Source organism: Cupriavidus neocaledonicus, from assembly GCF_000372525.1.
Lineage (GTDB): Bacteria > Pseudomonadota > Gammaproteobacteria > Burkholderiales > Burkholderiaceae > Cupriavidus > Cupriavidus neocaledonicus.
Genome location: NZ_AQUR01000101.1, coordinates 1 through 23,228, shown reverse-complemented (window position 1 = coordinate 23,228; position 23,228 = coordinate 1). Strand labels below are relative to the sequence as shown.

Below are 23,228 nucleotides of genomic sequence, written 5' to 3'. Positions count from 1 at the left end.
GACCAGCCGGACGGGCGCGTGCACACCAGCGCAGTAGGATAGGCGAGGCGCCGGCAAAAGGGGAGGGTTGTTGCAAATCGGCGCCACACCGGCGCAAACCGCGGCGCCAGCGTCGGCAGCGTTCAGCCCGCCAGCCGCTGCACGATCGCGGCGAGCGTGCCGAGCGCGCGCTCGATCTGCGCCGAGCGCGGCGCGCCGCAGTTGATGCGCAGGCAGTGGTCGAAGCGCCCGGCGTTGGAGAACATCACGCCCGGCATCACGCGGATGCCGGCCTGCAGCGCCTGGCCGAACACCGCCTCGGACGAGACCTGCGCGGGCAGCTCCACCCACAAGTGCATGCCGCCGCGCGGCGCGCCCAGCCGCGTGCCGGCGGGAAAGCCGGCGGCGATGGCCTGCGCGAACCATTCGCGCTGCGCGCGCAGCCGCGTGCGCAGCCGGCGCAGGTGGCGGTCATGCGCGCCCGACGCGAGGAAGTCGGCTGCCGCCATCTGCGACAGCATCTCGTTGGGCCGCGACAGCCCGAACTTCAGCATCTCGACGCGCGCCTGCCATTTGCCCGCGGCGATCCAGCCCAGCCGCATGCCGGGCGCCAGCACCTTGTGCAGCGAAGCGCAGTGGATCACGTTGCCGCTGCCGTCCCAGGCCTTGGCCGCCGCCGGCGGCGCGTCGCTGTCGGCGGTGGCGGAGAAGCAGTCGTCCTCGATCAGCGCGATGCCGCGCGTCTCGCACCATTGCACCAGCCGCGCCTTGTGCGCGTCGGGCATGATGCAGCCGAGCGGGTTCTGCAGGTTCGGCACCACCGCGACCGCGCGGATGTTGTCGTAGTGCTGCGCCGCCAGCTCCAGCGCCTCGAGCGAGATGCCGGTCTGCGGGCTGCACGGGATCTCCAGCGCGCGCATGCCCAGGCTTTCCAGGATCTGCAGCAGGCCGTAGTAGGTGGGAGACTCCACCGCGATCACATCGCCCGGGCCCGCCACCGCGCGCAGCGCCAGGTTCAGCGCCTCGGTGCAGCCGTTGGTGATGACGATCTGCTCCGGCGCCAGCTGCACGCGGTTGTGCAGCGCCTGCCGTGCGATCGCGGCGCGCAGCGGCTGGTAGCCGTCGGGCTCGACGCCCTCGCCGAACAGCTGCGGATGCCGGCGCAGCGCGCGCGCCGCGGCGCCGCGCAGGGCCTCGGTCGGGTACAGCGAGGGCGCGCAGTAGGCGCCGCCGAGGTTGGTGTGCACGTGCTCGTGCTGGCCGCGCGCGAGCAGGCCGGAAATGCGCTGGTGGATGCCGACGTACTGGGCCGGGTCGGGCAGCGCGGCGGCGGGCTCGGACAGCGCGGCCAGCGCTGCGCGCCGCGGTGCGGCAACGAAGTAGCCCGAGCGCGGCCGCGCTTCGAGCAGGCCGTCGCTTTCCAGTTGCCGGCAGGCCTGCAGCGCGGTCGACAGGCTCACGCCATGCAGCGCCATCAGCGCGCGCACCGACGGCATGCGGTCGCCGGCGGCGAGCGTGCCGGAGTCGATGGCGCGGCGGTAATGACCGGCAAGCTGGCGATAGAGCGGGGTGGTGTCCATGGCGGCATCGTGGCGTGGCTGGCCGCATCGGTACAGATACAGAGGCGGGGGCTCTGTATCGTAACAGGCGAAAATCCCGGTTGCTGTTGCGGTCACCGCGACGCGGCCGTGTGCCTGCCGCGCGCGCGAGCCGATCGATAGGCTGGAGTCCTGTGCCTGTTACCCGGAGCCCTGCCATGCCAAGCGATCTCGACGACACCCCGACCATGATGCCAGTGCCGGCCGGCCAGGCCTTGCGCCTGCACGTGGCGGCCGGCACCGTGCTGCACGCCGCCGCTGGCGAGCTGGTGCTGGCCGGGCCGATGCAATGGCTCGCGGGCCACTGCCACATGCCGCGGCGCCGCGTGCGCGCCGGCGATACCTGGATCGTGCCCGCGCGCGGCTGGCTGACGGTATCGGCGATCCGGGGCGGGGCGCTGTCGGTCACGGTGCCGCCGGGGTGGTTGGCACGGTTGCGGGCGCGCCTTGTATTGCCCTGGCACCGTCCGCGTCCGGCCGCCCGGCCTGCGCCGCTGCGGATTCCCGACCCGGCGCGCCAAAGACGATAAAATTGCGCTCCGGCCGGCCTGGCACATTGGTGTGCCCAACCCCCCGGCCGCAGTTCCCGGGTTCCCCATGCTACGTCTAAGTGAAGTCAAACTCCCGCTCGACCATACCGAAAGCGACCTCGACGCCGCCGTGCGCGCCGGTGCCGCGCAGATCGGCGTCAAGGGAGACGGCCTGATCGGCTATACCGTATTCCGCCGTGCCCACGATGCGCGCAAGCGCTCGGATATCAAGCTGACCTACATCATCGATATCGAGGTGCGCGACGAGGCCGCGGCCATCCGCCGCATGGCCGGCAAGCCGAACTGGAGCGTGACGCCCGACATGGCGTACCACTTCGTCGCGCGCGCGCCGGAAGGCGGCACGCATCCGCGCCCGGTGGTGATCGGCATGGGCCCGTGCGGCCTGCTGGCCGGCCTGATCCTGGCGCAGTCGGGCTTCCGCCCCATCATCCTGGAGCGCGGCAAGGAAGTGCGCGAGCGCACCAAGGACACCTTCGGCCTGTGGCGCAAGAGCGTGCTCAATCCCGAGTCCAACGTGCAGTTCGGCGAAGGCGGAGCCGGCACGTTCTCGGACGGCAAGCTGTACAGCCAGATCAAGGATCCCAAGCACTATGGCCGCAAGGTGCTCAACGAGTTCGTGCGCGCCGGCGCGCCGGAAGACATCCTGTTCAAGGCGCGTCCGCATATCGGCACCTTCCGCCTCGTCAGCATGGTCGAGAAGATGCGCGCCGAGATCATCGAGCTGGGCGGCGAGATCCGCTTCGAGACCCGCGTCGATGATATCGATATCGACGGCGGCCGGGTGCGCGGGCTGAAGCTGTCCAACGGCGAGTATCTCGAGGCCGACCACGTCATCATGGCGGTGGGCCACAGCGCGCGCGACACCTTCCAGATGCTGCACGAGCGCGGCGTGTTCATGGAGGCCAAGCCGTTCTCGCTGGGCTTCCGCATCGAGCATCCGCAGGGGCTGATCAACCGCAGCCGCTTCGGCAAGTTCGCCGGCAACAAGCTGCTGGGCGCGGCCGACTACAAGGTAGTGCACCACTGCAACAATGGCCGCTCGGTGTACAGCTTCTGCATGTGCCCGGGCGGCACCGTGGTGGCCGCGGCATCGGAGCCGGGCCGCGTGGTGACCAACGGCATGAGCCAGTACAAGCGCGCCGAGCGCAATGCCAATGCCGGTATCGTGGTCGGCATCACGCCGGAAGACTATCCGGGCGGCCCGCTGGCCGGCATCGAGTTCCAGCGCAAGTGGGAAGAGCGCGCGTTCGAGCTGGGCGGGCGCAACTACAATGCGCCGGGGCAGCTGGTGGGCGACTTTATCGCCGGCCGCGCGTCGACCTCGCTGGGCTCGGTCGAGCCCTCCTACAAGCCGGGCGTGACCCCGACCGACCTGAGCACGTCGTTGCCCGACTACGTGATCGAGGCGATCCGCGAAGGCATTCCCGAGATCGACAAGAAGCTGCCGGGCTTCGCGCTGCACGACGCGGTGCTGACCGGGGTCGAGACGCGCACCTCGTCGCCGCTGCGCATCCGCCGCAACCACGACGACTACCAGAGCATCAACGTCAAGGGCCTGTACCCGGCCGGCGAAGGCGCTGGCTATGCGGGCGGCATCTATTCCGCGGCGATCGATGGCATCGAAGTGGCCGAGGCGGTGGCGCTGAGCATCGTTGGTGGCAGGCCTGCCTAATCCTGTTGCTTCAGATAAGCCGCGGCCCCCAGCGCCGCGGTGCGGCCGCTGGCGAAGCAGGCCGTCAGCAGGTAGCCGCCGGTCGGCGCTTCCCAGTCCAGCATCTCGCCCGCGCAGAACACGCCGGGCAGGGCGCGCAGCATCAGGCTGGCATCCATGGCTTCGAAGCGCACGCCGCCGGCGCTGCTGATGACCTCGTCGATCGGGCGCGGGCGCAGCACGCGTAACGGCAGCGCCTTCAGCGACAGGGCCAGCGTGCCAGGGTCGAGCATGGCGTCGCGCGACAGGCATTCGCGCAGCAGGCCGGCCTTGACCCCGGTGATGCCGAGCCGGCTCTGCAGGTGGCTCGACAAGGAACGCGAGCCGCGCGGGTGCTCCACCTGCGCACTGACCTGTTCGGCGCTGTGCGACGGCAGCAGGTCGAGGTGGATGGTGGCCTCGCCATCGGCCTCGATGCGGTCGCGGATCGGTGCCGACAGTGCATAGACCAGGCTGCCTTCGATGCCGTCGCGGCTGATCACGAATTCACCCTGGCGATAGTGCGCGTGTCCGTCACGGTCATTCAGCGCGATCGCCACCGGCTTGACCGGCGCACCCGCAAAACGCTCCGCGAAGGCCTCGCTCCATGCCACATCGAAACCGCAATTGGCCGCGCGCAGCGGCGCGATCTCGACACCGCGCGCGGCCAGCCGCGGCACCCATGCGCCATCGGAACCAAGCCTTGCCCAGCTGGCGCCGCCCAGCGCCAGCACCACGGCGCGCGCGTGCACGACCGTGTCGCCGTGCGGGGTGGCAAAGCGCAGCGCATGCCTGCCACGGTCGCCACTGTCGCCACCGTCCCACCCCAGCCAGCGATGGCGCATATGGAACTGCACGCCCGACTCGCGCAGGCGATGCAGCCACGCGCGCAGCATCGGCGCGGCCTTCATGTCGATCGGGAAGACGCGGCCGGAGCTGCCGACAAAGGTCTCGATGCCCAGCCCATGGACCCAGTCGCGCAGCGCCTGCGCGCCGAAGCCCGCCAGCATCGGCGCCAGCTGCGCGGCGCGCGTGCCGTAGCGTCCCAGGAAGGCCGGCTCGGGCTCGGCATGGGTCAGGTTCATGCCGCCCTTGCCCGCCATCAGGAACTTGCGCCCGACCGACGGCATCGCGTCATAGACCGCCACGCTGGCGCCCTGTGCCGCGAGCACTTCGGCCGCCATCAGGCCGGCCGGGCCGCCGCCGATGACGGCAACGTCGGCAGTGGCATGGTCAGGGGTGGGCGTGGCGGTAGAGGGCATCGGCGGGGCTCGGCATGGCGGGGGTGTTTCCGCCGCGGATTATAGAGCCTGCGGCAGCGCTAGAATGAGGCTTTGCCGCGCCTTGCCATCATGTCTTCCACCACGCACCCCGCCAGCCAGCCCGACGATGCCGTCATTGCCGCCACCCGCCATTGGCTCGAGCGCGCGGTGATCGGGCTCAACCTGTGCCCGTTCGCCAAGAGCGTGTACGTGAAGGAGCAGGTGCGCTATGTGGTCAGTCCCGCCACCGAGGCAGCCGACGTGATCGATGACCTGGAGCGCGAACTGCGCCTGCTGGCCGATGCCGATCCGGCTCAGATCGACACCACGCTGCTGATCCTGCCGCACGCGATGGCCGATTTCCTCGACTTCAACGACCTGCTGTACTTCGCCGAACGCCTGCTTGCCAGCCTGGGGCTGGAAGGCACGCTGCAGATCGCCAGCTTCCATCCGCACTACCAGTTTGCCGGGACCGAGCCGGACGATATCGAGAACTACACCAACCGCGCGCCGTATCCGATCCTGCATTTGCTGCGCGAAGACTCGATCGCGCGCGCGGCGGCGGCCTTTCCCGATGCGGCGGACATCTACGAGCGCAACCAGGCGGTCATGCGCCGCCTTGGCCACGAGGGCTGGCGGCGCTGGATGGCGGGCGAGGATGAAACGGGGTTCGGGCCCGGATTCGAGCCCGGCAAGGCGTAGTTACGCCACCGCCACCGGCGCGGTGAAGAAGCGTTCGCGCAGCTCTTCCAGTCCCAGCCGCTCCAGCACCTCTTCCAGCCGCTCCGCCGGGCGGCGGCGCGGCAGGTCCTTGTACTGGGCGATGATCAGCTCGTTCTTCATCGAGTGTTCCCAGCCCACCAGTTCGGTCACGCTGACCTGGTAGCCGTGCGCTTCCAGCTGCAGGCAGCGCAGCACGTTGGTCACCTGGCTGCCGAACTCGCGCGTATGCAGCGGGTGGCGCCAGATCTCCGTCAGCGGATTGCCCGCCAGCAGCTTGCCCTTGTGCTTGCGCAGCACGCTGGCCACCTCGGCCTGGCAGCAGGGCACCAGCACGATGTGCTGCGCGTGCTTGGCCAGAGCGAAGCGGATGGCGTCGTCGGTGGCGGTATTGCAAGCATGCAGCGCGGTGACCACGTCAACGGTAGGCGGCAGCTGCGGCGAGGTGATCGAGTCCGCTACCGACAGGTTCAGGAACGACATCCCGGCAAAGCCCAGCCGCGCCGCGAGCGCCTGCGAGGTCTTGACCAGTTCTTCACGGGTCTCGATGCCGTAGATGTGCGAGTCGTCCTGCAGGGCCTTGAAGAACAGGTCGTACAGGATGAAACCGAGATAGGACTTGCCGGCGCCGTGGTCCACCAGCGTGACGCGGCCGCGCGCGGCCTTGACCTCCTGCAGCAGCGGTTCGATGAACTGGAACAGGTGGTAGACCTGCTTGAGCTTGCGCCGGCTGTCCTGGTTCATCTTGCCGTCGCGCGTCAGGATATGGAGTTCCTTGAGCAGCTCGATGGACTGGCCGGGGCGGATTTCGTGGGTATTTGACATGGAGGGGACTGCACAGGCGGCGGGGCGCGGCGCACCCCGGAATGGCGACAGTTTACCGAAAAGTCGCGCGATGCCCGCCGCGGCGCACCGGTGCGCTAAAGTTCCCGGCGCGCCTGCCGTTGGTGATGTATCGATAACAAGCAGAGCGCCGGCACCCGCCGTCGCCGCCAGACGATTCAGGGGACGCATGACGCATGAATCGGGACTGCGCCTGGAGCTTGCCGAACCGGGCGACCAGGTGCATGCACGCTACACGCCGCAGCCGGGCCGGCTGCCGCCGGATCCGGCCAGCCTGCAGCAGTGCCTGGAGGGGCTGGGCTGGTCCGGCGCGCGGCTGGACGCGCGCGCGGTGGCGCAGTTCCTGGCGCAATGCCAGCGGGCCGAGCATGAGATCGATGCCACCATCGGCGCGCTGATCGACGGTGCGTTCGAGCTCGACATCAGCGCCGACGGCCTGGCCGTGCGGCTGACGCTGATGCCGCCGGAGGGCGGGCGGCCGGTCAGCGCGGACGAGATCCGCCGCGCCGTGGCGGAGCGCGGCGTGGTGGCGCCGATCCGGGCGCTCGCACTGGACGCCGCACTGGCCGAAGGCGGCTGCGAATTGCGCACCATCGCCGCGGGGATTGCGCCGCGGCAGGGCGAACCGGCGCGCTTCATCAACCTGCTGGAGCCGCGCAAGCCGGCGCACGGCGACGACGATGCCGGCAAGGTCGACCTGCGCGAGCTGGGCAACCTGCTGCTGGTCAGTCCCGGCACACCGCTGATGCGGCGCATCGCGGCGGTGCCGGGCCATGCCGGCGTCGACGTGTTCGGCAAGCCGATTGCCGCCGATGCGGTCGACGACCCGCCGTTCTCCGAGGGCCTGACCGGCGCGGCAGCGGATGCGGACGACCCCGGACTGCTGCGCGCGGTGATAGCCGGCTCGCCGGTGGTCGGCGTCTACGGCATCTCGGTCAGTCCCGTGGTGCAGGTGGAATCGGTGGACCTGCACTCGGGCAACGTGGCATTCGACGGCACGCTGCGCGTGTCGGGCGACATCCGCACCGGCATGTCGGTCAATGTCAGCGGCGACGTGGTGGTCGAAGGCACCATCGAAGCCGCCAGTGTCGAGGCCGGCGGCAACGTCATCGTCAAGGGCGGCATTATCGGCAAGTCCGAAAGCGCCCATGCCGAAGGCGGCATCAGCCGCGCCAGCGTGCGCTGCAAGGGCGCGGTGAAGGCGCGCTTCATCGAGAATGCGGTGGTCGAGGCCGGCACCGAGGTCACCGTCGACAGCGGCATCCGCCAGAGCGACGTCGCCGCGGGCCAGCGCATCGTGGTGGGGGGCACCGGCGTGCAGGGCAGCATCAGCGGCGGCCGCAGCCGCGCCTTGCTGGCGGTGCGGGCCGCGGTGCTGGGCGCGCCGGCCGGCACCGCCACCAGCATCCAGGTGGGCCTCAATCCCTATGCCGACGCGCAGCGCGGCGCGCTCGAGGCCGAGCGCCGGCGCATGCTGGAAGAGCAGAACAAGGTCAGGCAACTGGTGGACTTCTTTGCCAAGCACCCGGAGCGCGCCGTCGGCGACCTGCGCGAAAAGGCGCGCGCGACGCTGTTCAAGCTGTCGCGCGACCTGTTCGAGCTGGAGGCGCGCCTGACCGAACTGGGACAGCAGATGCAGCCCGCCGCCGATGCCGTCATCGACGCCCCGCGGCGCATCCATGGCGGGGTCACGCTGCAGGTGGGCAGCCGCGTGCTCAAAGTGATGGAAGACAAGCCCGGCGGCCAGATCCGGCTGCTCGACGACCGCATCACGGTCGGCTGAGACGCGCGCCCTCTTGATCCCGCTTTGATCCGCGGAGATTTGTACTATCCTGCAGGTATGTCCTGGGGTGCCGCAGGATGGGCGACCGAGCTAGCGTTGGGCAATGAATGCAGAAGCGGATCAGCACTCTGTGGAAGCGTTACACCGAACCGACACACGTGGCACTTGAATGAACGGGAAGGCCAGCCATCGCGCTGGCCTTTCTGTTTGTGCGCCGGCCATTTCACAAGTACCGCAAGTACCGGAATCGTGGCGGGGGCGGCTTGCGGCTTATGCCGCCCATAGCCGCAACTCGTGCAGTCCGCTGCGCGCCACGCGTGTGCCAAGCGCGCGTCCCTGTGTTTCGAACATGGCTTGCAGCCATGCCATGTCGACTTCGCGCGCATGTGCCAGCCGGAAGTGGCTGCGCCGCATGGGCACCAGGCGCAGCTCCGCGCTGTCGCCGCGATCGAACCCGACGAATGCCATCAGCGCCAGGTCCGGGCGGTAGGCATCGTATCCGCCGATGCCCTCGTAGTCGTTGATGAAATCGCCGCAGCCGTACAGGATCGGCTTGCCGGCATGCAGCTCGATGCCGAGCGGGTGATGCGAGGAATGCCCGTGCACGATGTCGATGCCGGCGTGCTCGACCAGCGCGCGGGCGAAGGCGCGCTGCGCGGGGTCGATGTGGTAGCCCCAGTTCGGGCCCCAGTGGATCGACAGCACCATCACATCGCCGGGGCGCCGCAGCTGATGGGCCTGCGCGGCAATGCGTTGCTGCGAGGCCACGGACCAGTCGTCCAGCAGGTTCACGCCCGAGTGCCCGGCGGTGGCGCGCCACGCCGCCGGCGTGCCGGCGTTGGTCATGGCAAAGGCAAGCACCACCACGCGGCCACCGCCGGGCCGTGGCAGCACCGCTGCGCCTGCCGCGCTGGCCTCGTCGGGGCCCGCGCCGGCGTGCGCGATCTGCGCGCCGTCCAGTGCATCGAGCGTATCGGCCAGCCGCGCGGCCCCAGTCGAGCACATGGTTGTTGGCTAGGACCGCGCAATCGATGCCGGCGGCCTGCAGGCAATCGACATTGCGCGGATGCATGCGGTAGTGCACTGACTTGCCGGGCCAGGCATCGTCGCTGGTGGTGATGGCGGTTTCCAGGTTGACGATGCGCGGCCGCGCGGCGCGGCTTGCCAGTTCCGCCAGCGCATCGCCCCACGGATAGTCCGGGCCGGCCGGGCGCGCGATCGGGCCGGCCTTGCGTTCCGCCAGGCGCACGTAGTCGAGCGCGGAATGCACATACGATTCATGCAGCAGCGGCTGGCTGGGATGCGCCAGGATCTGGTCGATGCCGCGACCCGTCATCACGTCGCCGCACAGGAACAGGGGAGGTTGGCTGGCAGGTTCCATTGTGCAGGCGCACGGCGCGCGGGCACCGTGCCGCCGTGCCTCCATGATAGGCCGCGCTGCCACGGCAGGAGTCGGGCCCACCCGCGCAATGCGCCGCGCACAGCGCGCATTTACATTCCCCCGGTGCCTGCCTTAAATGATGGAATCATCGGTCCTCGTGGCCATTTTTTTGCCCGTGACGCCGCGTGTCGTCCGATGTTTCCAACCAGCATCGGGAGGCAGATCATGGCCCAGCCATCGCAGGAACATATTGAGGCACTCAAGGCGCAGCTGCGCGGACGCTTGCTGCAGCCGGCCGACAGCGGCTACGACGACGCGCGCCGGATCTGGAACGCGATGATCGACCGCCATCCGCAGTGGATCGTGCAGGCCGCGGGCGCTGCCGACGTGATGGCGGCGGTGAACTTCGCGCGCGAGCACGGCGTGCTGCTGTCGATACGCGGCGGCGGCCACAACATCGGCGGGCTGGCGATCTGCGAGGGCGGCATGGTGCTGGACCTGTCGACGATGCGCTCGGTGCGCATCGATCCCCACGCGCAACGCGCATGGGTAGAGCCGGGCGCCACGCTGCGCGACTTCGACCACGAGGCGCAGGCGCAGGGCCTGGCCACGCCGCTCGGCATCAACTCCACCACCGGCGTCGCCGGGCTGACGCTGGGCGGCGGCTTTGGCTGGCTCAGCCGCAAGTTCGGCACCACCGTCGACAACTTGGTATCGGCGCAGGTCGTCACCGCCGACGGCAAGCTGGTGCGCGCCAGCAGCGACGAGAACGCCGACCTGTTCTGGGCGCTGCGCGGCGGCGGCGGCAACTTCGGCGTGGTGACGATGTTCGAGTTCCGCCTGCATCCGGTGGGGCCGCAGGTCTATGGCGGACTGATCGTCTATCCGCTGGAGCAGGCCGCCAGCGTGCTGCCCGCCTATCGCGAGCTGTATGAATCGATGCCCGACGAACTGACCGTGTGGGTGGTGCTGCGCCAGGCGCCGCCGCTGCCGTTCCTGCCGCCCGAGGCGCATGGCAAGCCGGTCGCGGCACTGGCGATCTGCTATATCGGTCCGCCGGAGCAGGGGCCGCAACTGGTCGAGCCGCTGCGCAAGCTCGGCACCCCGTATGGCGAGCACCTGGGGCCGATGCCGCTCACCGCGTGGCAGCAGGCCTTCGATCCGCTGCTGACGCCGGGCGCGCGCAACTACTGGAAGTCGCACAATTTCGCGGGCCTGGACGACGGGCTGATCGCGATGCTGATCGAGCAGATCGGCAAGCTGCCGTCGCCGCAATGCGAGGTGTTTATCGGCGCGATGGGCGGGCAGACCAACCGCGTCGCGCCCGACGCCACCGCCTACGCCAACCGCGACGCCAAGTTCATCATGAACCTGCACGGGCGCTGGGACAGCCCTGCGGACGACGACCGCTGCATCGGCTGGGCGCGCGAGGTGTTCCGCGCGGCGGCGCCGTTCGCGCTGGGCAGCGTCTATGTCAACTTCCTCACGCAGGAGGAGGTCGACCGCGTCGGCGCCGCCTACGGACCCAATTACGACCGGCTGGTGGAAGTGAAGCGGCGCTACGATCCCGACAACCTGTTCCGCCACAACCACAACATCAATCCCGCTGGCTGAAGGCGTATCACGTGGCGGTCCGGAGCGGGGCAGGGCGACCTGCTCCGCCTTCACGCGGCTGCAATGCGGGCCTGCCAGCATTGCCGCGACCGCGTTGTATCCACAGGGAGAGCAGATCAGATGAGACCGGGCGAAGCAGAACTGGTGCGGCGCATCCACAACGAGGTGGCCGACTACTACGACGAAGAGATCGAACTGGAACTGGACGACCGCGAAGCCAGCGAAGCCTTCGGCGATCCTGTGCACCTGGACGACCAGGCCGAGCAGGACAGCCGCCGGAAATATTTCCGCGAGCTGTTCCGGCTGCAGGGCGAACTGGTGCGGCTGCAAAGCTGGGTCGCCGCCACCGGGCACAAGGTCGTGATCCTGTTCGAGGGGCGCGACGCCGCCGGCAAGGGCGGCGTGATCAAGCGCATCACCCAGCGGCTCAATCCGCGCGTCTGCCGCGTTGCCGCGCTGCCGGCGCCCAACGACCGCGAACGCACCCAGTGGTACTTCCAGCGCTACGTCGCGCACCTGCCCGCCGCCGGCGAGATCGTGCTGTTCGACCGCAGCTGGTACAACCGCGCCGGCGTCGAGCGCGTGATGGGCTTCTGTACCGACGACCAGTACGAGGAATTTTTCCGCTCCGTGCCCGAATTCGAAAAAATGCTGGTGCGCTCCGGCATCCAGGTGATCAAGTACTGGTTCTCGATCACGCACGACGAGCAGCGCCTGCGCTTCCTCAGCCGCATCCATGACCCGCTCAAGCAGTGGAAGCTCAGCCCGATGGACCTGGAATCGCAGCGCCGCTGGGAAGACTACACGCGGGCCAAGGAGATCATGCTCGAGCGTACCCACATCCCGGAAGCGCCGTGGTGGGTGGTGCAGGCCGACGACAAGAAGCGCGCGCGGCTGAACTGCATCCATCACTTGCTGGGCCTGGTGCCGTATGCCGAGGTAGACACGCCCACGGTGGTGCTGCCCGGCCGCGAACGCCATCAGGACTACGTGCGCCAGCCGGTGCCGAAGGAGATGATCGTGCCGGAAGTGTACTGATCGATGCCCGGCGCCTAGGGTATCCACGGGGTGCGCCATCGGCCCCATGCCGGAGGCGGCTACCTATAATGAAAGCGGCCACCCCGACATCCGCGGCGGCCGTGATCGTGGAACTGCTAGCTTTCTGGGCGGCCATGCTTGCCGCCTATCTCCTGATGAAGCGTGCCGGCTGCTTCAGCCAGCCGGTGCTCTATCCCGATCTGGAACACCCCTTCCGCTACTGGTGGGCGCAGCGGCTGGGGCGCCAGCCGGTGGCATTGCCGCCTTCTGTGCCACCTTCTGTGCCGCCGTCATCGCCGGAACGCGCGCAACAAAAAACCCGGAGAGCGTGACGCTGTCCGGGTTTGTGCGGGCTGGGCCCTGGCATTCCGATGGTGCCGAAGAGAGGAATCGAACCCCCGACCTTCTCATTACGAATGAGCTGCTCTACCGACTGAGCTACTTCGGCAACATGTTCCGGTGAACTGGAACAGCCCGCAATAGTAGCAGCGTTCTCCCGCCGTGTGAAGCCCTTTGTGTCGCCGATGCCATCTGGCGCCGGCATGAAAAAAACGGGGCGCGGCGCGCCCCGTTCAACGCGGTCCTGGCCGGATCAGGCCTTGGCCTGCGCTTCCTGGTGATAGCGGGTGACGCGCTCCACCTCGTTCTTCGAGCCCAGGATCACCGAGACGCGCTGGTGCAGCTTGGTCGGCTGCACGTCGAGGATGCGCTGCTCGCCATTGGTGGCGGCGCCGCCGGCCTGCTCGACCAGCATCGCCATCGGGTTGGCTTCGTACATCAGGCGCAGCTTGCCCGGCTTTTCCGGCTCGCGCTTGTCCCACGGGTACATGAAGATGCCGCCGCGGGTCAGGATGCGGTGCACGTCGGCAACCATCGAGGCGACCCAGCGCATGTTGAAGTTCTTGCCGCGCGGGCCTTCGTCGCCGGCCAGGCACTCGTCGATGTATTTGCGCACCGGCGGGGCCCAGTGGCGCATGTTCGACATGTTGATGGCGAATTCCTTGGTGTCTTCCGGAATCGTGACGTTGGACTGGGTCAGCACGAAGCTGCCCGCCTCGCGATCCAGCGTGAACATGTGCACGCCGTTGCCGACCGTCAGCACCAGCGTGGTCTGCGGGCCGTACACGGCGTAGCCGGCGGCAACCTGGTGCGTGCCGGGCTGCAGGAAGTCGGCCTCGGTCACGGTCTGGCCGGGCTTGGGCATGTGCAGCACCGAGAAGATGGTGCCAATCGAGACGTTGACGTCGATGTTCGACGAGCCGTCGAGCGGGTCGAACATCAGCAGGTATTCGCCCTTCGGGTAGCGGTTGGGAATCTCGTAGAACGATTCCATTTCTTCCGACGCCATCGCGGCCAGGTGGCCGCCCCATTCGTTGGCGTCGAGCAGCACTTCGTTGGCGATCACGTCCAGCTTCTGCTGGGTTTCGCCCTGGACGTTGCCGGTGCCGGCCGAGCCCAGCACGCCGGCGAGGGCGCCCTTGCTGACGGCGTTGGAAATGGCCTTGCAGGCACGCGCGACCACTTCGATCAGCAGCCGCAGTTCGGGCTGGATGGTGTTGTGCTTGCGCTGTTCCTCGACCAGGTAGCGGGTCAGGCTGATGCGAGTCATGGTTGGTTCTCCTTGGATGGCCGCAATTCTACATGCCCGGCCGCGCGGGGCCCGGCATCGGGGGCGTGGGCCGGGCTGCCTGTCCCGTCGCCGGCGCGCTCAGCCGGCCAGCGCCTTGCCGACGATCTCGCGCACGTCGCGCGACAGCGTGCTGCAGGCAGCGACGCGTTCCAGCTCGGCGCGCATGCGGTCGCGCAACGCCAGTTCGTACTTCTGCCAGCGGTCCATCACCCGCGCCAGGCGTGCCGCCACCTGCGGGTTGATGGCGTCCAGCGCCAGCACCTGGTCGGCCCAGAAGCGGTAGCCCGAGCCGTCCTCGGCGTGGAACTGCGCCGGGTTGCCGGAGCAGAAGCTGAAGATCAGCGAGCGCGCGCGGTTGGGGTTGCGCAGGTTGAAGGCGGGATGCTCCATCAGCGCCCGCACGGTATCGATGGTGCGCTTGCCGGCATGCGGGCCACCGGGCTGCGGGCCGACGCTGCCGCGCTGCATGCCCTGCAGCGAGAACCACTTGTCGATCACCAGCGCATCGTCTTCGAAGCGCTGGTAGAAGTCCGCCAGCGCGTGCTCGCGCCCGGGGGCGAAGCTGTTGACCAGCGCCGACAGCGCGGCGAAGCGGTCGGTCATGTTGTCGGCGTGCTGGTATTGCTGGTCGGCCAGCGCCTGCATCGCGGCGTCGCCGCTGTCGGCGAGATAGCCGAGCGCAAGGTTGCGCAGCGCGCGCTTCGCCGCCGAGGCGGCATCGGGCGAATACGGGCCCGGCGTGGCATTGGCTTCATAGGCGGCGAGCCAGTCGGCCTGCAGCGCGCGCGCCAGGCCTTCGCGCATGAACTGGCGGGCACGGTGGATGGCGGCGGGATCGGCCACGCCCATGCGCTCGGCCAGGTAGGCCTCGGCCGGCAGCACCAGGGCCTGCTCGCGGAAGGCGGGATTGAGCGTGTCGTCGGTCAGCACCGCGCGCATGGCGCGCACCAGCGCGGGATCGAGCCTGAGCTCGCGCCCCGCCTGCACGTCGGCCACCAGCTGCAGCAGCGCGCGCGTGGCCAGGCGCTGGCCGGCTTCCCAGCGGTTGAAGGCGTCGCTGTCGTGCGACAGCTGGAAGGTCAGCTGCGCGTCGGTGTACTCGGCATCGACGATCACCGGCGCGGAGAAATTGCGCAGCAGCGACGGCAGCGGCGCCTCGGCGCCGCGCGGCAGGTTGATAAAGCGGAAGCTCTGCTCGGCCTGCGTGAAGTCGAGCACGCGCGTGGTGCCGGCCGGCGCGCTCTCGCCCTCGAGCTGCAGCGGCAGGTCGTTGCCATCCGCGCCCAGCAGGCCGAGCGCGAACGGGATATGGAACGGCTGCTTGTCGGGCGTGCCGGCGCGGGTCTCGATGCCGACCTTGGGGCAGCGCTGCGACAGCGTCAGCGTCAGGCTGCCGTCGTCGCCGTTCCACGCGGTGCGCGCGGTCACCACGGGCGTGCCGGCCTGGCTGTACCACAGGCCGAACTGGCTGAGGTCACGGCCATTGGCATCGGCCATGGCCGCGCGGAAGTCGTCGCAGGTCACGGCCTGGCCGTCATGGCGCTCGAAGTACAGGTCCATGCCCTTGCGGAAGCCGTCGCGGCCCAGCAGGGTCTGGTACATGCGCACCACCTCTGCGCCTTTCTCGTACACGGTGACGGTGTAGAAGTTGTTGATCTCCTCGTAGCTGTCGGGGCGCACCGGATGCGCCATCGGGCCGGCGTCCTCGGGGAACTGCACCTGGCGCAGCACGCGCACGTCCTCGATGCGCTTGACCGCGCGGCCCGATTCCGAGCCCATCATGTCGGCCGAGAACTCCTGGTCGCGGAACACCGTCAGGCCTTCCTTCAGCGACAGCTGGAACCAGTCGCGGCAGGTCACGCGGTTGCCGGTCCAGTTGTGGAAGTACTCGTGGCCGACCACCGCCTCGATATTGGCGAAGTCGGTGTCGGTCGCGGTTTCCGCATTGGCCAGCACGTACTTGGTGTTGAAGATGTTCAGGCCCTTGTTCTCCATCGCGCCCATGTTGAAGTCGCCGACGGCGACGATCATGAAGCGGTCGAGATCGAGTTCCAGGCCGAAGCGCTGCTCGTCCCAGCGGATCGAATGGACCAGCGAATCCATCGCGTGACGGGTCTTGTCGAGGTCGCGCGGCTCGACCCACACCTGCAGCAGCTTGTCCTTGCCGGAGGCGGACCGGATCCGTTGCTCGATGCATTCGAGCTTGCCCGCGACCAGCGCGAACAGGTAGGACGGCTTGGGGAACGGGTCTTCCCAGACGGCTTCGTGGCGGCCATCGGGCAGTTCGCGCTGGCTTATCAGGTTGCCGTTGGACAGCAGCACCGGATAGGCGGCGCGGTCGGCGCGCAGCGTGACGCGGTAGGTCGCCATCACGTCGGGGCGGTCCAGGAAATAGGTGATGCGGCGAAAGCCCTCGGCCTCGCACTGGGTGAAGAAGTTGCCGTTGGAGACATAGAGCCCGGACAGCGTGGTGTTGGCCGCGGGCTGGCATGCGGTGGTGATTTCCAGCGTGCCCTGCGCCGGCAGGCCGGGCAGCGTCAGCGTGCCGCCGTCCTGGGTGGCGTTGGCCACCGGCTTGCCGTCCAGGCTGACGCCGATCAGTTCGAGCTCTTCGCCGGCCAGCACCAGCGGCGCATCGGGAGCGCCCGCCGTGCGCGCGAAGCGCAGCGTACTGGTGACCACGGTGCGCTGGGGATCGAGCTCCAGCACCAGCGCGGCGTGGTCGATGGCGAACGGCGGCGGGGTATAGTCCTTGCGATAGACGGTAACGGGCGTGTCGGTGCGCAGCATGGAGGGATCCTGTCTTCGGAAGACCGTTAGGAAAAGGGGGGCGGCCACGCGCGTGCAAGCAGCATGGCGCTGAAGTCCTCATTGTAGCCAAGGGGTCGGGGCGTGGTCTGGCGGGCGCCGCACCAAGCGGTGCGGGGAATTTCCACGGCGCCGGCGTGGTCTCAGAGACACGCAGGGTTTCAGCAGACAGAAGAGCGAGGTAGCACTATGTGGCAGCGCGCAGGCGGTGTCGGCAATCTAGGGGCAGCGGGCCGATGGCCCGGGCTGCGCGGGACGTGGGCAGCGCTGGCCCTGCTGGCGGCGCTGCTGCTGGCCGGGTGCGCCAGCACCGTGACCACCGATGTCACGTCGTTCCGCCAGCCCGGCTGGCAGAACGACGCGCCGCGCACCTACAGCTTCGAGCGCAGCGCCGAGCAGGCGGCCCAGCTCGACCGGCAGACCTATGAACAGTGGCTGGCGGCGACGCTGGCCGGGGTCGGCTTCGAGCAGGTGCCGGCCCGGCAGGCGCGCTACCTGGTCAGCATGGACTACGACTCGGTGCCGGGGCTGGTGCGCGTGGCCGAGACGGTCTACCCGGACCCGTGGTACGGCCCCTGGGGCCCGTACTGGGGCCCGTACTGGGGACCGGGCTACTACCGGCCGTGGGGCCCCTGGGGGCCGTGGGGCCCGGGCTACTGGCCGCCGCAGACGGTGGTGCGCGACGTGCCGGTGACGTTCTCCAGCCTGAGGGTGTATTTCAAGGACGCGGCCAGCGGCAAGCGGGTCTGGCAGGTCACCGCGCAGAACCAGGTCGAGAATGGCAGCCTGCCGGCGATGATGCCGTACCTGATCCGCAGCGCCTTCACCGACTTCCCGTCCGACAGCGGCCGTCCGCGCCGGGTGACGCTGGAGGTGGAGAAGAGCGCCAAGTAGGGCGACACCGGCGCGGCAACCAGGGTGAAAAACCAGGGCGGCAACGAGGGCGGCAACCAGCGGCAAAGACGGCCCCGGCGGCCGCCCGGATGCAATGCGTGCGGATGCATGCAGGAGCATGCTTCTGCACCGCCATTGCATACCCAATGGTAAAAGCTGTTTAACGGCCAGAATCCGCGCAAATTGCGGCCTGCGGGCGTGACGTGGTGGTACTTTGCGCGGGCGCGTGGGCTAGAATAGCTGCTCGATTTTTCCGGCCTGGCTGCCGGAGTCGTCAGTTTCGCTGCCAAAGCTAGTCCTTCGCTGCCGGCTTGTCGCTTGAGCCGGGTCGAACCATGGCGGGAGAGGGGCGCTTCCGGTCCGGGCCATTTTCCGGACGAGCCAATGAGCAGCAAGACCAGCGGTGATGCACCGCAACATGCCCCGAACAGTCCTGAAGCGCAGCTGCGCCTCGCCGCGCTGGAATACCACCGCAGCCCCACCAAGGGCAAGATCCAGGTCACCGCGACCAAGGCGCTGTCCAACCAGCGCGACCTGTCGCTGGCCTATTCGCCGGGCGTAGCCTACGCCTGCGAGGAGATCGCCAAGGATCCCGCCACCGCCGCCGAATACACCTCGCGCGCCAACCTGGTGGCCGTGGTCACCAACGGCACCGCCGTGCTGGGCCTGGGCGACATCGGCCCGCTCGCCGGCAAGCCGGTAATGGAGGGCAAGGGCTGCCTGTTCAAGAAGTTCGCCGGCATCGACGTGTTCGATATCGAGCTCGACGCGCGCGACCCGGACAAGATCGTCGAGATCGTCGCCGCGCTGGAGCCCACGCTGGGCGGCGTCAACCTGGAAGACATCAAGGCGCCCGAGTGCTTCTACATCGAGCAGAAGCTGCGCGAGCGCATGAACATCCCCGTCTTCCATGACGACCAGCACGGCACCGCGATCATCTCGGCGGCGGCGCTGCTCAATGGCCTGAAGGTGGTCGGCAAGGACATCGCCAAGGTGAAGATGGCGGTGTCGGGCGCCGGCGCTGCCGCCATCGCCTGCCTCGACACCATGGTCAGCCTCGGCGTGAAGCGCGAGAACGTCTCGGTGGTCGATTCCAAGGGCGTGATCTATGTCGGCCGCGACGCCAACATGGAAGCCAACAAGGCCCGCTACGCGCAGGACACCTCGGCGCGCACGCTGGCCGACATCGTCAAGGGCGCCGACGTCTTCCTGGGCTGCTCGACCGCCGGCGTGCTGACCGCCGAGATGGTCAAGACCATGGCCGAGCGGCCCATCATCCTGGCGCTGGCCAACCCCGAGCCCGAGATCCGCCCGGAAGTGGCCAAGGCCGCGCGCCCGGACTGCATCATCGCCACCGGCCGTTCGGATTACCCGAACCAGGTCAACAACGTGCTGTGCTTCCCGTACATCTTCCGCGGCGCGCTCGATTGCGGCGCGACCAAGATCACGGAAGCGATGAAGCTGGCCTGCGTCAAGGCCATCGCCGAGCTGGCCGAAGCCGAGCTGAACGACGCCGTGGCCGCGGCCTACGGCGGCCGCGAGCTGAAGTTCGGCCCCGACTACATCATCCCGACGCCGTTCGACCAGCGCCTGATCGAGAAGATCGCGCCGGCGGTGGCCAAGGCCGCCGAAGAGTCCGGCGTGGCCACGCGTCCGATCAAGGACCTGGAAGCGTATCGCCAGCAGCTGTCGACCTACGTCTACCACACCGGCCTGATCATGAAGCCGGTGTTCTCGGCCGCCAAGGCCGCGCCCAAGCGCGTGGCCTATGCCGAGGGCGAGGAAGAGCGCGTGCTGCGCGCGGTGCAGTCGGTGGTCGACGAAGGCCTGGCCCGTCCGATCCTGATCGGCCGCCCGCACGTGATCCAGATGCGCATCGACAAGGCCGGCCTGCGCCTGAAGCCGGGCGTGGACTTCGAGCTCATCAACCCCGAGGACGATCCGCGCTACCGCGCCTACCACGAGGCCTATCACGCGCTGCGCGGCCGCGACGGCGTGACCCCGGACATGGCCAAGGTGGCGCTGCGCCGCTCCAACACGCTGATCGGCACCATGCTGATGCACATGGGCGACGCCGACGCGCTGCTGTGCGGCACCGTGGGCCGCTTCGAGGCGCACCTCGAGCATGTGCGCGACGTGATCGGCCTGGCGCCGGGCGCGCATGTGTTCGCCGCGATGAATGCGCTGATGCTGGAGAAGTACACGCTGTTCATCACCGACACCTTCGTCAACGACGACCCCAGCGCGGAACAGCTCGCGGCCATCACCCAGCTGGCCGCGGAAGAGATCGCGCGCTTCGGCCTGCAGCCCAAGGTGGCGCTGATGTCGCACTCGATGTTCGGCTCGTCGACGCGCCCGTCGGCGCGCAAGATGCGCGAGGCCGCGCAGATCCTCGCGCGCGAGGCGCCGCACCTGGAAGTCGAAGGCGAGATGCAGGGCGATGCCGCGCTGGTCGAAGACGTGCGCCGCCACTTCCTGCCGTCGACCAAGCTCGCCGGCAGCGCCAACCTGCTGGTGATGCCGACGCTGGACGCCGCCAACATTGCCTTCAACCTGCTCAAGATCACGGGCGGACAGGGCGTGACGGTGGGCCCGATCCTGCTGGGCGCGGCCAAGCCGGTGCACATCCTCAACCCGCAGGCCACCACGCGCCGGATCGTCAATATGACGGCGGTCGCCGTGGCCGAGTGCAACGCGGTGCGCTGAGCCGCCGCGCACCCTCCGCCATGTAAAAAGCCGGGTCGATGACCCGGCTTTTTTGTTTGTTGCCCTGCCGCATCCGCGCGGCAACGGGCACTTTGGGTTGTGGCTATTGCAGCACGTTGTACTGCTCGCGCATGACCACGATGATGGATTTTGCCGCTGCGAGTTGATGGCCCAGGTTGTCGACGGACTCCTGCGGGAAATCGACTTCGGCGCTCCAGTTGCAACCGGTATGGTCAGGCTGGTGCATTCGCACCGCGTGCAGCTCGCATTCGCCGCACTCGGGGTTGTTGTCGAGGCACTGGTTCAGGATGGCCATCAGTTCCGAACGGGTCTTCGCGTATCGCCGCATGTGTCACCTCGCTGTCATGGTTTTTGAGGCCTGGAACACCAATCTAGGAAGCGCGCCGGGGCCAATCCAATTGAATCCGCCTATGGAGTGGCAGTTTCTCATCCGGGCCGGGACCGGCCGTGGTGTAGCGCAGCGCAGCATTGCGGCGCGCGCGGGTGGCGTCCGCTGCGCCTTGCCGCCCAATGAAAAAGGCCCGCCGGAAAGGCGGGCTCCAGTGCTGGCGGTGACGCGCTCAGCGCATCAGAACTTGTGGCGCACGCCCACGCCGAAGGTATCGCCGTGCTCGATGCCGGTGATCTTGTCGTAGTAGTAGGCGGCGTACACGTCGGTGCGCTTGGACAGGTTGTAGTCGTAGGCGACGGCAAAGGTATTGCGCTTGAAGTCGCCCAGCGAGTTGTCGACCTTGCCGTAGGCGTACGACGCCAGCAGGTTGCCGGCGCCGATGGGCACCGACGCGCCGAACTGGCCGTCGACGTGCTTGATGTCGCCCGACGGCGCGGTGGTGGCGCGGGTCTTGATGTACTGGCCCTGCGCGAACAGCTTGACCACCTTGAAGTCATAGGACAGGCCGATCTGGGCGGCGTCCTGGCGCGACAGGCCGAGGGCGGACATGTCGGTCGGCACGCTGTTGAAGCGGACCTGCTGGTAGGCCACGGTCGCGGCGAACGGGCCGTTGAAGTACAGGACGTTGCCGCCGAACTTCTGCTTGCCGGCGGCGCCCGGCTGCTCGCCGAAGCCATAGATGAAGTTGGCGGTCAGGCCGCCGAAGTTCGGCGTGCTGTACACCACCGAGTTGTTCCAGCCCGAATCGCCGATGATGCCGGGATCGGCGACGGCGCCGCTGACCGCGCCGAAGTAGGTGTGGAAGATCGTCGGCGAGAACACGTACGAGTCGACCAGCGGGTTGAACAGGATGGTCGAAATGAAGTACGGCGTGGTGTTGCGGCCCAGCTTGATGGTGCCGGCCTTGTCGTTCTGCAGGCCGACATAGGCGTTGCGGCTGAACATCGAGTCGCCGTCGAAGCGGCCGCTGCGGCCGGCGTCCGTGCGGAAGAAGCCGTTCAGGTCGAAGATGGCCTTGGTGCCGCCGCCCAGGTCTTCGGTGCCCTTGATGCCCCAGTAAGACGTCTGCATGCCGCCCGAGTTGGCCACCCATGCGCGCTCGCCCGAGCCCGGGCTCTTCACGCCGCCGACGAACATGTCAGCCTGGCCGTACAGCGTGACGCTGGACTGGGCCATGGCTGCGCCGGAAAAAAGGGTAGCCGCTACCGCCGCCAGCTTGAGCGCCGGCTTGTACTGCTTCTGCATTGTTAGACCTCCGTGGTTTTGATCCTGCTTGGAACGTTGTGTACTGGGTCCCTGACGGGTTCTTGTCATGTCTTTGTGCTTTTGTTCGTGCCGCCTGGCCGGGGCTCGGTGTGGTGTTGCATGGGGGCCGGCAGCATCGGGGTACAGCGTTTTTTTGTTATACAGGTGACGCTTTTTTGCTCAGGCGGATACTAAGTCGTCAAGACGGAACTGTGCAATGCGATGGATCTGGTTGATGCAAGTTTGCAACTCTTGCTGCGGCGTGTTTTCAATGCGGCGCGCGAACTCGGCGATGATGCCGTGGCGATCGTAGCCGCGCACCGCCAGGATGAACGGGAAGCCGAATTTCTGGTTGTACGCGGCGTTGAGCGACTGCAGCCGGTCGAACTCCTCGGGCGTGCACTGGTTCAGGCCGGCGCCGCTTTGCTCGCGCGTCGACTCGGCGGTCAGCTCGCCGCGCACGGCGGCCTTGCCGGCAAGTTCGGGGTGGGCGCGCACCAGCTTCAGCTGCGCCGCTTCGCCGGCCTCGTCGACGGCACGACGCAGCGCCTGCGCCAGCGCGGCGGCATCGGCGAAGGGCCGTTGCGCGGCGGCGGTCTCGGCAAACCACGGCGAATGTTCGTAGATGCCGCCCAGCACCTGCACGAATTCCGCGACCGGCATGGTGTTGAGTTGGGCGAGGGTGTAGGTCTGGCTCATGCTTGATTCCGGGGAGTGTAGGGGTGGGTGGCGGCCCAGTGCCGGGCGATGTCGACACGGCGGCAGATCCACACCTGGTCGTGCCCCTGCACGTAATCGAGGAAGCGCTGCAGCGCGCGGAAGCGGCCCGGGCGGCCGAGCAGGCGGCAGTGCATGCCGATCGACAGCATCTTGGGGCTGTCCAGCCCTGCGGGATCGCCTTCTTCATACAGCACGTCGAACGCGTCCTTCAGGTACTGGAAGAACTGCTCGCCGGTGTTGAAGCCCTGCGGCGTGGCAAAGCGCATGTCGTTCGAGTCCAGCGTGTACGGCACCACCAGGTGCGGCTTCTTCTCGCCGCCGCTGACTTCCACTTCGGTCCAGAACGGCAGGTCG

Annotated in this window: 17 protein-coding genes, 1 tRNA gene and 2 pseudogenes; 9 read left to right on the top strand and 11 right to left on the bottom strand. The window is 68.3% G+C overall.

Annotated elements, in window-relative coordinates; all coding sequences use genetic code 11:
• Positions 1 to 122: 122 nt before the first annotated feature.
• On the bottom strand, positions 123 to 1,559 hold the full coding sequence (locus A3AG_RS0119065; protein ID WP_018006967.1) for an aminotransferase-like domain-containing protein: 1,437 nt from the start codon (positions 1,557 to 1,559) through the stop codon (positions 123 to 125).
• A gap of 176 nt (positions 1,560 to 1,735) precedes the next feature.
• Between A3AG_RS0119065 and A3AG_RS0119060 the strand changes: the two genes are divergently transcribed.
• Both A3AG_RS0119060 and A3AG_RS0119055 read left to right on the top strand, forming a co-directional pair.
• A complete protein-coding gene (locus tag A3AG_RS0119060; protein WP_018006966.1) occupies positions 1,736 to 2,107 on the top strand; it encodes a hypothetical protein in 372 nt (123 codons plus the stop codon).
• A gap of 67 nt (positions 2,108 to 2,174) precedes the next feature.
• The gene (locus A3AG_RS0119055) at positions 2,175 to 3,800 is read left to right on the top strand and encodes an NAD(P)/FAD-dependent oxidoreductase (protein ID WP_018006965.1); all 1,626 of its coding nucleotides are present in this window, start codon (positions 2,175 to 2,177) and stop codon (positions 3,798 to 3,800) included.
• Here the strand turns inward: A3AG_RS0119055 and A3AG_RS0119050 are convergent.
• Positions 3,797 to 5,080 carry a TIGR03862 family flavoprotein gene (locus A3AG_RS0119050; RefSeq protein ID WP_018006964.1) on the bottom strand — a complete coding sequence of 428 codons (1,284 nt, stop codon included), beginning with the start codon at positions 5,078 to 5,080 and terminating at the stop codon, positions 3,797 to 3,799. The two genes, A3AG_RS0119055 and A3AG_RS0119050, sit on opposite strands and share 4 nt — an antisense overlap.
• A 90-nt stretch (positions 5,081 to 5,170) precedes the next feature.
• Between A3AG_RS0119050 and A3AG_RS0119045 the strand changes: the two genes are divergently transcribed.
• The gene (locus A3AG_RS0119045; RefSeq protein WP_035849272.1) at positions 5,171 to 5,782 is read left to right on the top strand and encodes a DUF1415 domain-containing protein; all 612 of its coding nucleotides are present in this window, start codon (positions 5,171 to 5,173) and stop codon (positions 5,780 to 5,782) included.
• Here A3AG_RS0119045 and A3AG_RS0119040 read toward each other — a convergent pair whose 3' ends face one another.
• Positions 5,783 to 6,625, bottom strand: a complete 843-nt coding sequence (locus A3AG_RS0119040) for a class I SAM-dependent methyltransferase (protein ID WP_018006962.1) — start codon at positions 6,623 to 6,625, stop codon at positions 5,783 to 5,785.
• A gap of 187 nt (positions 6,626 to 6,812) precedes the next feature.
• On the opposite strand from A3AG_RS0119040, the gene A3AG_RS0119035 reads away from it, so the two are divergent.
• Positions 6,813 to 8,426, top strand: a complete 1,614-nt coding sequence (locus A3AG_RS0119035) for a DUF342 domain-containing protein (RefSeq protein ID WP_018006961.1) — start codon at positions 6,813 to 6,815, stop codon at positions 8,424 to 8,426.
• A gap of 270 nt (positions 8,427 to 8,696) precedes the next feature.
• Here A3AG_RS0119035 and A3AG_RS31785 read toward each other — a convergent pair.
• Positions 8,697 to 9,807, bottom strand: a pseudogene (locus A3AG_RS31785) (CapA family protein).
• 225 nt (positions 9,808 to 10,032) lie between these two features.
• On the opposite strand from A3AG_RS31785, the gene A3AG_RS0119025 reads away from it, so the two are divergent.
• The 3 genes from A3AG_RS0119025 to A3AG_RS33525 all read left to right on the top strand — a co-directional run bounded on the left by A3AG_RS0119025 (position 10,033) and on the right by A3AG_RS33525 (position 12,791).
• Positions 10,033 to 11,421, top strand: coding sequence for an FAD-binding oxidoreductase (locus A3AG_RS0119025; RefSeq protein WP_018006960.1), 1,389 nt, complete (start codon positions 10,033 to 10,035; stop codon positions 11,419 to 11,421).
• Between the two features lie 120 nt (positions 11,422 to 11,541).
• The gene (gene ppk2 / locus A3AG_RS0119020) at positions 11,542 to 12,459 is read left to right on the top strand and encodes a polyphosphate kinase 2 (protein WP_018006959.1); all 918 of its coding nucleotides are present in this window, start codon (positions 11,542 to 11,544) and stop codon (positions 12,457 to 12,459) included.
• Between the two features lie 68 nt (positions 12,460 to 12,527).
• Positions 12,528 to 12,791 (top strand): hypothetical protein, encoded by a 264-nt coding sequence (locus tag A3AG_RS33525; protein WP_081610755.1) that lies wholly within the window; start codon positions 12,528 to 12,530, stop codon positions 12,789 to 12,791.
• Positions 12,792 to 12,831: 40 nt separating this feature from the next.
• Here A3AG_RS33525 and A3AG_RS0119015 read toward each other — a convergent pair.
• The 3 genes from A3AG_RS0119015 to pepN all read right to left on the bottom strand — a co-directional run bounded on the left by A3AG_RS0119015 (position 12,832) and on the right by pepN (position 16,879).
• Positions 12,832 to 12,907, bottom strand: a tRNA-Thr gene (locus A3AG_RS0119015).
• A 144-nt stretch (positions 12,908 to 13,051) separates the two neighbouring features.
• Positions 13,052 to 14,068: a class 1 fructose-bisphosphatase gene (locus A3AG_RS0119010; RefSeq protein ID WP_018006958.1), complete on the bottom strand. Its 1,017-nt coding sequence runs from the start codon at positions 14,066 to 14,068 to the stop codon at positions 13,052 to 13,054.
• A gap of 99 nt (positions 14,069 to 14,167) precedes the next feature.
• Positions 14,168 to 16,879: an aminopeptidase N gene (gene pepN / locus A3AG_RS0119005; RefSeq protein WP_018006957.1), complete on the bottom strand. Its 2,712-nt coding sequence runs from the start codon at positions 16,877 to 16,879 to the stop codon at positions 14,168 to 14,170.
• Between the two features lie 285 nt (positions 16,880 to 17,164).
• On the opposite strand from pepN, the gene A3AG_RS0119000 reads away from it, so the two are divergent.
• Together A3AG_RS0119000 and A3AG_RS0118995 are read left to right on the top strand one after the other, a co-directional pair.
• Positions 17,165 to 17,791, top strand: a complete 627-nt coding sequence (locus A3AG_RS0119000) for a DUF4136 domain-containing protein (RefSeq protein WP_026164306.1) — start codon at positions 17,165 to 17,167, stop codon at positions 17,789 to 17,791.
• A gap of 384 nt (positions 17,792 to 18,175) precedes the next feature.
• Positions 18,176 to 20,497 carry an NADP-dependent malic enzyme gene (locus tag A3AG_RS0118995; protein WP_018006955.1) on the top strand — a complete coding sequence of 774 codons (2,322 nt, stop codon included), beginning with the start codon at positions 18,176 to 18,178 and terminating at the stop codon, positions 20,495 to 20,497.
• 103 nt (positions 20,498 to 20,600) lie between these two features.
• Here the strand turns inward: A3AG_RS0118995 and A3AG_RS0118990 are convergent, their stop codons facing one another.
• The 4 genes and pseudogenes from A3AG_RS0118990 to A3AG_RS0118975 all read right to left on the bottom strand — a co-directional run.
• Positions 20,601 to 20,846, bottom strand: a complete 246-nt coding sequence (locus tag A3AG_RS0118990; protein WP_012352285.1) for a hypothetical protein — start codon at positions 20,844 to 20,846, stop codon at positions 20,601 to 20,603.
• 240 nt (positions 20,847 to 21,086) lie between these two features.
• A complete protein-coding gene (locus A3AG_RS0118985; RefSeq protein ID WP_018006954.1) occupies positions 21,087 to 22,154 on the bottom strand; it encodes a porin in 1,068 nt (355 codons plus the stop codon).
• 180 nt (positions 22,155 to 22,334) lie between these two features.
• Positions 22,335 to 22,853 (bottom strand): 2-oxo-4-hydroxy-4-carboxy-5-ureidoimidazoline decarboxylase, encoded by a 519-nt coding sequence (uraD, locus tag A3AG_RS0118980; RefSeq protein ID WP_018006953.1) that lies wholly within the window; start codon positions 22,851 to 22,853, stop codon positions 22,335 to 22,337.
• Positions 22,850 to 23,228, bottom strand: a pseudogene (locus A3AG_RS0118975) (allantoinase); the annotation flags it as partial. The pseudogene A3AG_RS0118975 and the gene uraD, both read right to left, overlap by 4 nt.

Coding starts and splice junctions, on each gene's coding strand:
- A3AG_RS0118995 (WP_018006955.1), top strand. CDS start 18,176: ATGAGCAGCAAGACCAGCGGTGATGCACCGCAACATGCCCCGAACAGT.
- A3AG_RS0119040 (WP_018006962.1), bottom strand. CDS start 6,625: ATGTCAAATACCCACGAAATCCGCCCCGGCCAGTCCATCGAGCTGCTC.
- A3AG_RS0119045 (WP_035849272.1), top strand. CDS start 5,171: ATGTCTTCCACCACGCACCCCGCCAGCCAGCCCGACGATGCCGTCATT.
- A3AG_RS33525 (WP_081610755.1), top strand. CDS start 12,528: ATGAAAGCGGCCACCCCGACATCCGCGGCGGCCGTGATCGTGGAACTG.
- A3AG_RS0119055 (WP_018006965.1), top strand. CDS start 2,175: ATGCTACGTCTAAGTGAAGTCAAACTCCCGCTCGACCATACCGAAAGC.
- A3AG_RS0119010 (WP_018006958.1), bottom strand. CDS start 14,068: ATGACTCGCATCAGCCTGACCCGCTACCTGGTCGAGGAACAGCGCAAG.
- A3AG_RS0119050 (WP_018006964.1), bottom strand. CDS start 5,080: ATGCCCTCTACCGCCACGCCCACCCCTGACCATGCCACTGCCGACGTT.
- pepN (WP_018006957.1), bottom strand. CDS start 16,879: ATGCTGCGCACCGACACGCCCGTTACCGTCTATCGCAAGGACTATACC.
- A3AG_RS0118990 (WP_012352285.1), bottom strand. CDS start 20,846: ATGCGGCGATACGCGAAGACCCGTTCGGAACTGATGGCCATCCTGAAC.
- A3AG_RS0118985 (WP_018006954.1), bottom strand. CDS start 22,154: ATGCAGAAGCAGTACAAGCCGGCGCTCAAGCTGGCGGCGGTAGCGGCT.
- ppk2 (WP_018006959.1), top strand. CDS start 11,542: ATGAGACCGGGCGAAGCAGAACTGGTGCGGCGCATCCACAACGAGGTG.
- A3AG_RS0119025 (WP_018006960.1), top strand. CDS start 10,033: ATGGCCCAGCCATCGCAGGAACATATTGAGGCACTCAAGGCGCAGCTG.
- A3AG_RS0119060 (WP_018006966.1), top strand. CDS start 1,736: ATGCCAAGCGATCTCGACGACACCCCGACCATGATGCCAGTGCCGGCC.
- A3AG_RS0119035 (WP_018006961.1), top strand. CDS start 6,813: ATGACGCATGAATCGGGACTGCGCCTGGAGCTTGCCGAACCGGGCGAC.
- uraD (WP_018006953.1), bottom strand. CDS start 22,853: ATGAGCCAGACCTACACCCTCGCCCAACTCAACACCATGCCGGTCGCG.
- A3AG_RS0119065 (WP_018006967.1), bottom strand. CDS start 1,559: ATGGACACCACCCCGCTCTATCGCCAGCTTGCCGGTCATTACCGCCGC.